12 protein-coding genes are annotated in these 12,984 nt (G+C 45.6%); 3 read left to right on the forward strand and 9 right to left on the reverse strand.

Annotated features, from left to right (window positions below; all coding sequences use genetic code 11):
* Window positions 1-250: 250 nt before the first annotated feature.
* Together serB and mfd are read right to left on the reverse strand one after the other, a co-directional pair.
* The gene (gene serB / locus H8K55_RS17290; RefSeq protein WP_186943317.1) at window positions 251-1,114 is read right to left on the reverse strand and encodes a phosphoserine phosphatase SerB; all 864 of its coding nucleotides are present in this window, start codon (window positions 1,112-1,114) and stop codon (window positions 251-253) included.
* Between the two features lie 31 nt (window positions 1,115-1,145).
* Complete coding sequence (gene mfd, locus H8K55_RS17295) at window positions 1,146-4,565, reverse strand: transcription-repair coupling factor (RefSeq protein ID WP_186943318.1); 3,420 nt, start codon at window positions 4,563-4,565, stop codon at window positions 1,146-1,148.
* 129 nt (window positions 4,566-4,694) lie between these two features.
* Here mfd and ispD point away from each other — a divergent pair, with 129 nt between their 5' ends.
* From ispD to H8K55_RS17310, 3 genes are all read left to right on the forward strand, one after another.
* Entirely contained in the window at window positions 4,695-5,432 is a 738-nt protein-coding gene (ispD, locus tag H8K55_RS17300; RefSeq protein ID WP_186943319.1) for a 2-C-methyl-D-erythritol 4-phosphate cytidylyltransferase, read from the forward strand.
* Window positions 5,433-5,438: 6 nt separating this feature from the next.
* A complete protein-coding gene (ispF, locus tag H8K55_RS17305; RefSeq protein ID WP_186943320.1) occupies window positions 5,439-5,957 on the forward strand; it encodes a 2-C-methyl-D-erythritol 2,4-cyclodiphosphate synthase in 519 nt (172 codons plus the stop codon).
* Window positions 5,958-6,045: 88 nt separating this feature from the next.
* The gene (locus H8K55_RS17310) at window positions 6,046-6,318 is read left to right on the forward strand and encodes a DUF4404 family protein (protein ID WP_186943321.1); all 273 of its coding nucleotides are present in this window, start codon (window positions 6,046-6,048) and stop codon (window positions 6,316-6,318) included.
* 87 nt (window positions 6,319-6,405) lie between these two features.
* Here the strand turns inward: H8K55_RS17310 and H8K55_RS17315 are convergent, their stop codons facing one another.
* The 7 genes from H8K55_RS17315 to H8K55_RS17345 form a co-directional block, all read right to left on the reverse strand.
* Window positions 6,406-7,179: a peptidylprolyl isomerase gene (locus H8K55_RS17315; protein WP_186943322.1), complete on the reverse strand. Its 774-nt coding sequence runs from the start codon at window positions 7,177-7,179 to the stop codon at window positions 6,406-6,408.
* Window positions 7,180-7,230: 51 nt separating this feature from the next.
* On the reverse strand, window positions 7,231-7,506 hold the full coding sequence (locus H8K55_RS17320; RefSeq protein ID WP_186943323.1) for a BolA family protein: 276 nt from the start codon (window positions 7,504-7,506) through the stop codon (window positions 7,231-7,233).
* Complete coding sequence (locus tag H8K55_RS17325; protein WP_186943324.1) at window positions 7,503-8,123, reverse strand: septation protein A; 621 nt, start codon at window positions 8,121-8,123, stop codon at window positions 7,503-7,505. The genes H8K55_RS17320 and H8K55_RS17325 overlap by 4 nt, the downstream gene beginning before the upstream one ends.
* Window positions 8,120-8,521, reverse strand: coding sequence for a peptide-methionine (R)-S-oxide reductase MsrB (msrB, locus tag H8K55_RS17330; protein WP_222612515.1), 402 nt, complete (start codon window positions 8,519-8,521; stop codon window positions 8,120-8,122). Before msrB ends, H8K55_RS17325 begins: the two co-directional genes overlap by 4 nt.
* Window positions 8,522-8,569: 48 nt before the next feature.
* Complete coding sequence (locus H8K55_RS17335) at window positions 8,570-10,057, reverse strand: protein adenylyltransferase SelO (RefSeq protein WP_186943325.1); 1,488 nt, start codon at window positions 10,055-10,057, stop codon at window positions 8,570-8,572.
* Window positions 10,058-10,208: 151 nt separating this feature from the next.
* Window positions 10,209-12,017: a chemotaxis protein CheA gene (locus H8K55_RS17340; protein ID WP_186943326.1), complete on the reverse strand. Its 1,809-nt coding sequence runs from the start codon at window positions 12,015-12,017 to the stop codon at window positions 10,209-10,211.
* Window positions 12,018-12,770 (reverse strand): protein phosphatase CheZ, encoded by a 753-nt coding sequence (locus H8K55_RS17345; RefSeq protein ID WP_186943327.1) that lies wholly within the window; start codon window positions 12,768-12,770, stop codon window positions 12,018-12,020. It abuts the gene before it with no gap.
* Between the last annotated feature and the right edge of the window lie 214 nt (window positions 12,771-12,984).

Consider the following 12,984-nt stretch of genomic DNA (forward strand, 5'->3'; position numbering starts at 1 on the left):
TGAACCTAAGGGCGGGTACGGCATCCAGTTGCTCGTTTCTGATATGCCTATCAAAAACTGTTAAAACATCGAGTCCGTGAAAATACCGACTCTTCATTCATAATACAAGGGCGGGTGCAACCCGCGCTGTAAATCAATCTTAATGACGTATTGTTCAAATATTCGTTTAAGTATTTGCTCTCGCTTCAAATTGCCACCGCGATATTTTGAAAATTCTGGCGGCGCGGGTTGCACCGCCCTATAAATTTGACTAGCTAGGCGAGCCCGTCAAAATATTTAAAACTCCATCCAAGCCGACAAAATTCAAAGCCACATTCGCTTGCGCACGTACAACAGGCTTCGCGCGGAATGCAACGGATAAGCCAGCAATGCCCATCATCTTCAAATCGTTCGCACCGTCGCCCATGACGATAGTTTGTTGTGGATTGATACCAAGTTCGGCGCACACTTTTTCAACCGTGCGTTTCTTTTCGTCGGCGTCAACGATGGTGCCGATGACTTTGCCAGTCAGTTTATCGTCAACGATTTCGAGTACATTGGCATGGGTATAGTCAAGATTCAAGCGCGACTTCATTCTATCGGTGAAAAAGGTAAATCCGCCTGATACTAATAGAGTTTTCAAGCCCGCCGCTTGTACTTGCTTGAGCATATTCTCCGCGCCCAGCGATAAATGCAGGCGTTGATCGTAAACTTTCTGTAGCGCCGATGCTTCTAAGCCTTTCAGTAAACCGACACGACGGATTAAGCTTTCTTGAAATTCAATTTCACCACGCATAGCGGCTTCAGTGATTTCTGCGACTTGTGGCTTCAGACCTTGCATGTCGGCGATTTCGTCTATGCATTCTATGGTGATTAAAGTCGAATCCATATCCATCGCGACCAGCTTAAAGTCACTGAGTTGACGGGTTTGTCCGTGATACACATCAAGCTGCTCGACCAAGCATAACTCTTGAATTGCTTGCAGGATTTTTGTATCGCATTGCACGTTTTCCAGTCGAACTGCCTTGGCATTAATCGGTACGATTTTCTCTGCGCCTGACATCTGGGCGATGCTTTGTATAGTTGCTGCTTGCTGCGCTAAGACAGCATTTAAACCTTGTATGATCAGATTCATGTTTTGCATGTTGAAGTGTAGTGACGGACGATTAGTGCAGGGCTTTCATCGTGCTCTTAATTTGGGCTACGCGTGCGGCCAGATCGGGCATGTTGGCGCTGATGCGTAACTTGTCTTGTCCGTTGAGTTTGATGTGTTTGTTTTTCTGAACCAATTCGATAATGCGCATCGCATCGATCGGTGGTTGTGGTTCAAATTGCAGTGTTGCGGCTTCGCTGTGCGCATCAATCTTGATAATGCCCAGCGGCTTGGCGGCAACCCGCAGCCGGTGTGTTTCTAAGAGTGATTTGACGGGTTCTGGCAACTTGCCAAAACGATCTATCATTTCTTCTTGTAAGTCATCAATGGCATCAAGCTTATTGCAATTTGCCAAGCGTTTATAGATAGATAAGCGCTCGTGTACATCACCACAAAAATCGCTGGGTAAGAGAGCGGGGATGTGAAGATTAATTTCGGTCGTGGTGGAGAGTGGTGCTGCTAGATCCGGCTCTTTGCCGTTCTTTAAACTGCGTACGGCTTCACTCAACATGTCTGAATACATCTGGAAGCCAATCTCGTGCATTTCACCCGACTGATTGTCTCCCAAAACTTCGCCTGCTCCACGAATTTCTAAATCATGCATGGCGAGGTAGAAACCGCTACCAAGTTCTTCCATTTGTTGAATTGCTTCTAAACGACGATTCGCTTGTTTGGTTAAGCCTTGCACATCGTGCACCAGTAGATAAGCGTAGGCTTGATGATGTGAGCGACCGACGCGGCCACGTAATTGATGTAGTTGTGCCAAACCGAATTTATCGGCTCTGTGCATGATGATGGTGTTGGCACTTGGAACGTCGATACCGGTTTCAATAATCGTCGTGCAAAGTAAGATGTTGTAGCGCTGTGCAACGAAATCGCGCATGACTTTTTCCAAGTCGCGCTCATTCATCTGACCATGACCGACTGCGATGCGTGCTTCTGGCAACAAGACTTCGAGCATGGCTTTACGATTTTCTATGGTCTCGACTTCATTGTGTAAAAAATAGACCTGACCGCCGCGTTTAAGTTCACGTAAGCACGCCTCACGAATCACCGAATCGCCTTCACTGCGCACGAAAGTTTTAATAGCTAAACGTTTTTGCGGGGCGGTGGCGATGATAGAGAAGTCACGTAATCCTTCAAGCGCCATACCTAAAGTGCGTGGAATTGGCGTTGCTGTTAAGGTCAGTACATCGACTTCTGCACGCAGGGCTTTGAGTGTTTCTTTTTGACGCACACCGAAGCGATGTTCTTCGTCGATAATCACCAAACCTAGGCGAGAAAATTTGACGTCTTCGGATAAAAGTTTGTGTGTGCCGATGACGATGTCGACCGTGCCATCACCCATGCCTTTGATTGCTTGTGCGATTTCTTTGCCACTTCTGAAACGCGATAATTCGGCGATTTTCACTGGCCAATTGGCGAAACGATCGGTGAAGGTTTGTGCGTGTTGTTCTGCCAGCAGCGTGGTGGGTGCGAGAATCGCGACTTGCTTACCGCCCATCACCGCGACGAAAGCAGCTCGTAAAGCGACTTCCGTTTTACCAAAACCGACGTCACCGCAAATCAACCTGTCCATCGGTTTGCCCGAAGTCATATCACCTATCACTGCGGTAATCGCTGCCGCTTGATCTGGTGTTTCATCGAAACCAAAACTGTCGGCAAAGGCCGCGTAATCGTGCGCAGAATATTCAAAGGCATGACCTTGGCGCAAGGCGCGGCGAGCGTACAGATTGAGTAGCTCGGCCGCCGTGTCTCGAATTTGTTGTGCGGCTTTGCGTTTGGCTTTTTCCCACTGTCCCGATCCTAACGCATGCAAAGGCGCATCATCGGGCGAAGCACCGGAATAACGTGAGATCACATGTAACTGCGATACGGGCACGTAGAGCTTGGTGTCTTTCGCATATTCTAGATGCAGGAATTCGGTTTCACCTTCACCCAAATCCATGCTAATCAGTCCCATGTAGCGACCGATACCATGGTTGCTATGGACGACGGGATCACCAATTTTCAATTCAGACAAATCGCGCACCATGTGCTCGACTTGCGTCACGGCTTCTTGTTTTTTGCGACCTACGCGTTTGCCAGAGCCAGCGTATAACTCGGTTTCAGTAATGAAGGCGATGTCGTGCGCCTGGAATCCTGCATGTAACGGTGCTACACCTAAGACCAGTTTGGGGCTGCTGGTGATGAAGTCGGTGTAATCTTCGCTGATGCTAATTTTGAGATCGAAATCACGGAAATATTGTTGCAAGGTTTCACGTCGACCTGCAGTTTCTGCACAGATGAAGATGCGCTTATCGGTTTGCAATAAATACGAGCGCAAATTTGTTAGTGGATCATCGGCACGACGATTGACAGCGATATCCGGTAAAAAGCTAGAGACTTCAGAGGCCGCGCCACCATTTTGTATGATCCAGCGAGACTCCGATTTCAGCGTCGCAAAGAAATCCTCGTCGCGTAAGAAGATGGTTTCTGGCGGCAGGACAGGGCGTTCTCTGTCGGATTTTAAAAACTGGTAACGCGAGCGTGTATCAACCCAAAAGCGTTGTATCGCTTCCTCGATATCGCCAATCAAAACGTAATGGGTGTTTTGCGGCAGGTAATCGAAAAGTGTCGCTGTCGATTCAAAAAATAAGGGCAGATAATATTCGATACCAGCTGATGCAATGCCATTGCCGATGTCTTTATACACGGTAGAACGCGAAGGATCGCCTTCAAATTGTTCGCGCCAACGATTACGGAAAGCGCTACGCCCAGCTTCGTCCATAGGGAATTCACGACCCGGCAGCAAGCGAACTTCTTTCACCGGATACAGCGAGCGCTGAGTGTCCGCATCGAAGGTGCGTATGGTTTCTATGCTATCGCCGAACAGATCAAGACGATAGGGCAGCACAGAGCCCATAGGAAACAAATCAATCAAGCCACCGCGCACGGAATACTCACCCGGCGACATAACTTGGGAGACGTGGGTGTAACCAGCTAATGTTAATTGCGTTTTGAGTTTAGCTTCGTTGAGCGTTTCACCAACTTTAAAGAAGAAAGTATAAGCCGCTAAAAATGACGGCGGCGCCATACGGACCAAGGCCGTGGTAGCAGGGACGATTAAGACATCGCAATTGCCGCTATTGATTTCATATAAAGTCGCTAGACGTTCAGATACCAGATCCTGATGCGGTGAAAAAGCGTCATATGGCAGCGTTTCCCAATCAGGTAATAAATGGCAGCGTAGATCTGGTGCGAACCATGGTAATTCACTGAGTAAGCGTTGCGCATCTGCTGGGCTAGCAACGAAGATTGTCAGAAACCTTTGTTCAGCTTTTAAGGCGACAGCGGCTTGTGCAATGGCATAAGCATCGGCTGAGCCGTGAGTAGACGGTAGCACGAATCGGTGACCAGCTTTGGGTAGCGCTTTGATGAAATCGAAAGACATTAGATGTAAAGCAAGGAGTTCTGCAAATTCGTGCGCTACGAGCGGGAAAAAGCCCAGAAGCAGGAATTGGCGGTTAAAATGAGGATCAATTATAAACGATGCACAAGCACAGCTACTTGTATCCTCGAAATGACCCAACAATCTTCTGATTTATCGATTTTGCCCCGCGATGAGAACGGCGACTCGTCAAAAGACTTAGCGCCAAAATATATCGCTTTAATTCCAGCGGCGGGTGTGGGCGCTCGTATGGCTGCAAATGTACCTAAACAATACTTGGATTTGGCGGGGAAGAGCGTTTTGCAAAGAACAGTTGATTGTTTTCTTGCATGTCCGCAAATTGATCATATCTTTGTGGTTGTTAGCGCAGAAGATGCTTTTATCGATGAGGCTTTAGCAGCAAATAACAAGTTGACAGTGTTAAATTGCGGTGGCGCTACACGGCGAGATACCGTACAAAACGGTTTGCAAGTGATCAGCAAATTCAGCCATTATCAAAATCACGATCAAGTTCTGGTACACGATGCGGCACGACCAGGTTTGACGCCCGTTTTGGTGGGAAAATTGATCGATGCCATTGGCAATGATGTAAATGGTGGCTTGTTGGCTTTACCAGTTGTCGATACCGTTAAGCGTAGTGTGGCGGGGCAAGTAGAAACGATAGACCGACTAAACTTATGGTTAGCACAGACGCCGCAGTTATTTAGTCTTGGATTATTGTCCCGTGCACTGGAGATGGCGATAGAGGTTACCGACGAAGCCAGTGCAATCGAGGCAATCGGTTATCACCCCAAGTTAGTCGAGGGAGCGCTCCGCAATTGCAAATTGACGGTACCGGAAGATTTAGAATTTTTGAAATTATTTTTTTAAAGAGCTATGAGTACAAGTGTAAAAAGTCAGCCTATAAGTTTGCCTTTGCCATTTCGAATCGGCCAAGGTTACGATTGCCATGCCTTGGTTGAAGGGCGCAAATTGATCATTGGCGGCGTTGATATTCCCCATAAAACCGGTTTGCTGGGACACTCTGACGCTGATGTTCTATTGCACGCGATTACCGACGCACTCTTAGGCGCTGCGGCGCTTGGCGATATTGGTAAATTGTTTCCTGATACCGATGTCAAATTTGCCGGTGCAGACTCACGTGTTTTGTTGCGAGAAGCAATGGCTCGTGTGCATGCGAGTGGTTATGTGTTGGGAAATCTGGATGCCACTATCATTGCGCAACAGCCTAAAATGGCACCACATATTCCTAGCATGGTTCAACATATTGCCGAAGATTTGCAAGTAACGCTGGCACAGGTAAATATCAAAGCAAAAACCAATGAGAAGTTAGGTTATTTGGGGCGCGAAGAAGGCATCGCTGCTGAAGCTGTGGTCTTACTTTTCAAGGCTTAGTGCTACACTGAATCAAAGGGTGATTCAGAAAAATATGGCTGGAGTTTTTATCGTCGATATGTGATTGCCAGAAACAAGGAGAAAAAATATGAAACGCGATATGCTAAAAGGTTTGCTCAAACAATTGCAAGATGGCTTACATAGCACGGAGCAAGTTGACGCTGAGATGAAAGCCTTGCTACAAAACTTGCATCAAGACATTGAAACCGTATTGGCAAAAGAGGAAAGTCCCGATGACCCTTTGTATGTAGCACTAAGTGATCGTTCGCGAGCCATTTACGTCAAATTTGCCAGTAAACATCCGAAGTTAGAGCCTGCCTTACGTGAGCTTGGTAGTATGCTGGAAAAGATGGGAGTGTAGATTTTTTCCTGCCTTAGAAACAAGATTAGAAGCAAAAAAAGACGCCTAAAAGCGTCTTTTTTTGCGTCATAAGTCAGCGATCGTGAATTACTTGATCACAGCAGCTTTGATCAGGGATTGTTGGTAAGCCTGAACTTTTTCTTGTACCAAGCTTTCACCGATCTGTTGTTTTACTTCATCCAAAGTTGGCAATTTCAAAGGACGAACGTCATCCAATTTGATGATGTGAAAACCAACTTCTGTTTTAACTGGTGTTTCTGTGAATTGGCCTTTTTTCAAAGATGTCAACGCAGCAGCAAATGCTGGTGGAACATTAGCTTGAGAAACCCAATCCAAATCACCGCCTTTGCCAGCTGAACCTGTATCTTTAGATTGTTTAGCTAATTCTTCAAATTTAGCGCCGCCTTTCAATTTAGAAATGATGGCTTTCGCATCATCTTCTTTTTCTACCAAAATGTGGAAAGGATGGTATTCGTTGTCGCCGTTTTGTGTTTTCCATTTATCGTAAGCGGCTTTGACATCAGCTTCTGAAACTGGATTTTTTTCTACGTGAGCACGCATTAAAGATTGAATCAAAATTTGTTGGCGAGCCATTTCAATTTGAACTTTAACTTCTTCATTTTTGCCGTAACCAGCTTTTTCTGCTGCTTGCAACAATACTTCTGTACCAACCAAACGGTCTTTAATCATAGCGCGCAATTGTGGCGTGTCTTTTTGACCTTGTGCCAAAGCTTGCTTTACAAATGGTTCTGCTTTTGAAGCAGGGATTGCTTTTCCATTGACCGTTGCCAAATTCTGCGCCATCGCAGGGAATGCGGTTACTAGAAGTACAACCAGCAAATGAGCGGGTTTAAAAGTCATTATCTGTTCCTAAAATACAAAGTAAGTACAACAAAAACGGTTAATAAAATGTTATTTTGGTGTTTCAGAAGGACTTAAAGCCTGGATAACAAGTGCATGTATTTCCGTATGCATTAAATCGCCAACGGCATCATACACTAGTCGGTGGCGGGAAATACGATTTAAGCCTTCAAATTTTTCGCTAATAATTGTAACAGTGTAGTGTCCGGCACCACCTGCAGCACCGGCATGACCCTTATGCGCTGCGGAATCATCTTTTAGCTCGCACAAAATCGGCTCTAAAGCGGCTTGCAGCCTATGTTGTATGCGTTGAATGCGGTCATTCATTTTGGTTCCTCTATATATTTCATGAGAAAAAATGTTTGCCCAATAACAAAAACAGGCAATGCAAAGAATGAATAGAATTTGTAGCTTACCCAAGTACTTTGAGCAAAATTGAGTGCTACATACAGATTGGCTGCTCCCATAATGACAAAGTAGGCTATCCAAGCGAGATTTAAACGACTCCATGCCTCTTCTGGCATAGATATTTCGCCGCCCATGCTTACTTTCAGAAAATTCTTTTTCAATACATAGAAACCGAATGCAAAGCCAATTGCGAACATCCAGTAAATAATAGTTATTTTAATTCTAACGAAGGTGTCGTTTTGAAAGTAAATTGTGAGCCCACCAAATACACTGACAATGAAGAATGAAATCCATAGCATCAAATCTATTTTTCGCTTACGCAATAAAAGGTAAGTGATTTGCATAACTGATGCAATTACCGCAATGGCAGTTGCCAAGAGAATTGGCGCCATTTGTAATGACACCGCATTTCCAGAAGTCAATCCCGCTAGAAATTGATTTGCCAATTGATGTGAAACTGTCGGGTATTTCTCTGCCTGGTTATAGCTTAAGAAAAAGAGCAAGACTGGAAAAAGATCAAACAATAACTTCATCATAATTTGGTTGTAGCCTTAAAATTTAATGCTGCGGAATTAATACAGTATCGTAAGCGCGTCGGCGCTGGCCCATCGAGAAATACGTGACCTAAATGAGCGTCGCAGATATTACACACTATTTCGACCCGCGTCATGCCATGTGAGTGATCCGCAATTTCTCTCACGTGCTCGGGATTTAAAGCTTTAAAGTAGCTGGGCCAGCCACAGCCAGAATCAAATTTAGCATCCGATTCAAATAACGGCGTCTCACAACAAACACAAGTATAAATACCCGTTTCGTGATGATCCCAAAATTTACCGGTAAAAGCTCGTTCAGTGGCCGCATGTCGCGTCACTTGGTATTCCATGTCACTCAGTTGTTGACGCCATTCGGCATCTGTTTTCTTGATTTTATTCATGATAGTTCGCGTAAGTAGTGATGTCGGTCAAAGTATTATTGTGTCATTTTACGATGAACAGCTAACTGATAATTGACCAGCCCAATCAGGCGGCAGCTGAGCGTATTCCTTAAATTCGGGCTGTTCTGCAAATGGATTGGTTAATATTTTTAAGAGTTTTTCGATTTCACTAAAGTCTTTTTGCTCGGCCTTTTCTATCGCTTGTTGAGCCAAATAATTACGCAAAACATATTTGGGATTGATTTGGTTCATACGAATCTGGCGTTCTGCATCAATCGAATTCCCTTGCTGTAAGCGCGAGCGATACGTTTGTAACCAAATATCTAAGCTTGCCCTATCAGCAAATAGATCACGCAACGCATTATCGTTAGGGCTGGGCTGTCGTTCAACCTGACTCAAATTTCTAAATGCCAGTGTGAAATCTGTTCGCGTGCTCGCCATTAAGTCTAGGTACGCTGCAAATAATTCGTCATCACCGGGCATTTGGTCGAGTAATCCGAATTTTTGTTGCATAAGTTTGTGATAGTGCGCTTCATAATGATCAACATAAGGCGATAAGGCTTCTTGCGTAGTTTCCACGTCGCCAATTAATGGCAATAGGGCTTGTGCCAGTGCGTGACAATTCCATTGTCCTATGCGTGGTTGCATTTGGTAGGAATAACGTCCCTGATTATCACTATGATTGCAAATATGCGCAGGGTCAAATCCGTCCATAAAACCAAATGGGCCATAATCCAGAGTCAAACCCAGAATAGACATATTGTCCGTGTTTAATACACCATGCATGAATCCAACGGCCTGCCAATGCGCCACGAGCTGAGCGGTTTTGATGACGACTTCTTTCAACAAAGCTGGATAAGGATTCTCGGTATTCTGTAGGTGCGGATAGTAGTGCTGAATGACAAAGTCCGCCAATTGCTGCAATTGCTCAGGCTTTTCCTTGTAATACCAATGTTCAAATGATCCGAAACGAACAAAACTAGGAGCGGTTCGAGTTACGACTGCCGTTTTCTCTGGCATTTCACGCATCGTATATTGATCTGAACCTGTAATGCAAAGTGCGCGTGATGTGGGAATTCCTAATCCTGCCATCGCTTCTGAACACAAAAATTCACGCACTGACGAGCGTAACACTGCGCGCCCATCGCCCATGCGAGAGTAGGGCGTCATACCTGCACCTTTGAGTTGAATTTCATGTCGTATATTATCTTGTCGCGTGGCGAGATCGCCCAGTAAAATGGCGCGCCCATCACCTAACTGTCCAGCCCAAACGCCAAATTGATGCCCTGAATACACGGTAGCTAATGGGGCGCTACTTGAATGAACGCGATTTCCACTAAACACTTCAATCAATTCGGGCTCTCTGATTTGTTCATCGCTGATACCAAATTCACTTAGCATTTCCGGGCTGACTGCGATCAAATACGGGGACTTCAGTGGAGTTGGATGTTGGGGCGTGAAAAAGGCAGAGCCTAATTCAGCAAAGCAGTTTTGGAAATGAAGTGGTTTGTGAACTGGTGAATCAGGCTGGTTCATGAATAGGTACGATGTGGAGATCAAATATAGGAACACTATTTTGACAGAGAACCAGAATTCATGTTGAAACGGCGGCAGACTTCTCAGTCTGCCGCCGCTTTAGCATATATATAAACACCGATAGCTATTTTTAGCTATCTATTTCGAAGAGTTAAGTACCGTGACGCTCAACGACTTTGCAGCCATCTAGTAAGAACGACAAGCTAATTACCAATACCAATTCACCTTCGGCGGACCGCGCTGTTCCGGTAATGCCTGGTGTAGAAATGCAAGTCAATGGTTTGATCACCAAGTCAGATGTGCCATCAACAGAGTCGACCGAAATGATATAAGGATTCGGTGCGGCAATCACGATGCCGACACGTTCTGTACTCTTTTCATAGCCCAAGACTTGACCAAGCGAGCGGATTGGCAGTGGTCTGCCTAAGTCGCGCAAGACGGGCTGGCCACCAACACTTTCAAAGGTTTCTGGCAATTCAACGACGCGCTGGACGGTTGACATAGGCAATGCCAGCGATGCGCCGGCGGTACGCACTAACATGGTTGGAACAATTGATAACTCGATAGGCAAGCGGATAATGAAGGTCGTGCCTTTGCCTAAGTGAGAATTAATACGAATCGCACCGCGATGCCGTTCAACCGCAGTTTTCACGACGTCCATACCCACACCACGACCAGAAACGCTGGAAGCGACTTCTTTGGTCGAAAAGCCCGGCAAGAAGACCAATTGGAATGCCTCATCGTCCGTGCGCGCTTCATGAGCATTAATCAAGCCTTTTGAAATTGCTTTTTCACGCAGGCGATTCGCATCCATGCCTTTACCATCGTCGGTCACTTCAATCATGACGCTGCTCGCTTCTTGCCAAGCTTTGAGCAAAATCTTTGCGCGGGCTGGTTTCGTCGTCGCAGCTCGTTCTTCTGCGGATTCAATACCGTGATCCAACGAGTTACGTAACATGTGAACTAACGGGTCGTACAAACTATCCACGACGACACGATCAACCTCAGTTTCTGCTCCTGAAATTTCCAAATCAACTTCTTTACCTAAGTCTTTCGCCAACTCACGAATTAATCGTGGAAATTTTTGGAATAAGCGGCCAACCGGTTGCATGCGCGTAGCTAAAGTAGCGCGTTGCAATTCTGTGGAATAGCGCGAGGCACGGTTTAAGGTTTCTGTCAGTGCTGACATCAATGGAGCGGCATCACCATCGAACGGAAATTGCGATAGTTTTTCCAATAAAACAGCGGCTTGGTTGGCAGCCTGAACTGATTCCCCGGCAACTTCCAACAAGACATCGAGCTTAACCGCGTCAATACGTATACTTTCTTCTTTGACGGGAGCGTTTTGCTTTATTTCATTACTTGCCAGAGATGTTTTAACTGCTTCCTGTTCTTGCTTAATAACTGGATTAACTGGCGGAGCATCTGGCAAGGTTCCAGCCGGAACGACCGCACGATAATAAGCATCCCAAGGCACTTCACCTTCGGCGACTACGGTAGGGGCAACAGTTTGAATAACATCGCTACTTGATGGTTTTGCGCTGGTTGCTTTGGTGGCAGGCGCTGCAGAAGAAGATTTACCCTCGATCGCATCGTTCAGCAATTGTTCTAGCGCAGCCGGCATTGTCGATAACTGATCTGGATCGGTGCCATTTGACAGTGCAGTCAATTGATCGGACACAAAGCCACTTGCTTCGAGTGCGGCTTCAATCGCAATAGGAGTGACGGGGGATTTACCCGTGCGTAATGCATCAAATAAATTTTCTGTCAGATGGCATGCAGAGACCATCGCAGACAGATTCATGAAACCCGCGCCACCTTTGATGGTGTGGAAGGATCTAAACACGGCGTTGAGTGTGTTCATATCTTCGGGGTTACGCTGCAGTGAGAGCAGATGCTCTTCTACATTGACCGCGAGATCTAAAGCCTCAACGACAAATTCTTTGAGCATATCATCCATTTAGAAACCCAGACTATCAAGTAGGTTATCTACATCGTCCTGCTCTAACGCAGCATTTGGAACGGACGGACCTTCCATTAATTCAATGGCTTTTTCTTTGAGTTCAGTTGGTGCATTGTCGAGCAGAATTTGCGCCAACTCGTGTTCAACTGCCTGCGTGATAATGAGTACTTTTTTGATAAGTTGGCCTGTAAGATCTTGGAAATCTTGCGCCATCATAATGTCTAACAGACGTGCTTTTTCTGCATCAGTAGAAGCGAGCACTTTGTTCGCAAAGGATTTTGAGTCAGAAGCCAGTAGTTTAAAGTCATCGACGCTCATTTTCCCACTGAAAAGGGTCGCCCAACGCTCATCGATATCTTTTGCATTCTTTCCTAAAACATCTTGTTCCGGGATGCCGGCATCGGTCGCATTTAATACTTTGTTGGCTGCTTGTTCAGTCAAAGATGCGACATACTCAAGACGCCCCTGCGCATCAGCTATCTGCGACGCCACATCGGAAAGTGAGCGGTCATAGCCGAGTTCACGCATAGAATCATGCATCATGCGAACTAAGTTTCCTAGTCGATCAAACATCGGTTTGGATGCACTATCGCTATCAAGACTTAAGGATAGTTTGCCATGAGAGCTTTCGGCTACAGGCTCTGGTGCCGTGGCAGCTGCCGTGGCAACTTCAACTGCTGGCGAACTGCTATCTCGTTGATTGGACATCTCTTCAAATAATGCATCTAGATCATCTGCTGAATCTGTCATAATCTTTTTCTCTCCTAATCGCCAAACATTTGTGTGCGAACTTACATTGAATGCTGTTGTTATTGATAATAAGAATTCAGTATAGGCTCTGGGGTAGGCTTCAGTAATTGCATAAATATAATTTCATCGAAATATTTACCTACAGAAACCTAACTAGCATGTTGTAAGGATAACCCTGTGCAACAAAATTTGTCATCACTTTATTGTGCATTTA

Origin of the sequence: Affinundibacterium flavidum, from assembly GCF_014284175.1 — a bacterium.
In the GTDB taxonomy this organism is placed as follows: Bacteria; Pseudomonadota; Gammaproteobacteria; order Burkholderiales; family Burkholderiaceae_D; genus Undibacterium; species Undibacterium flavidum.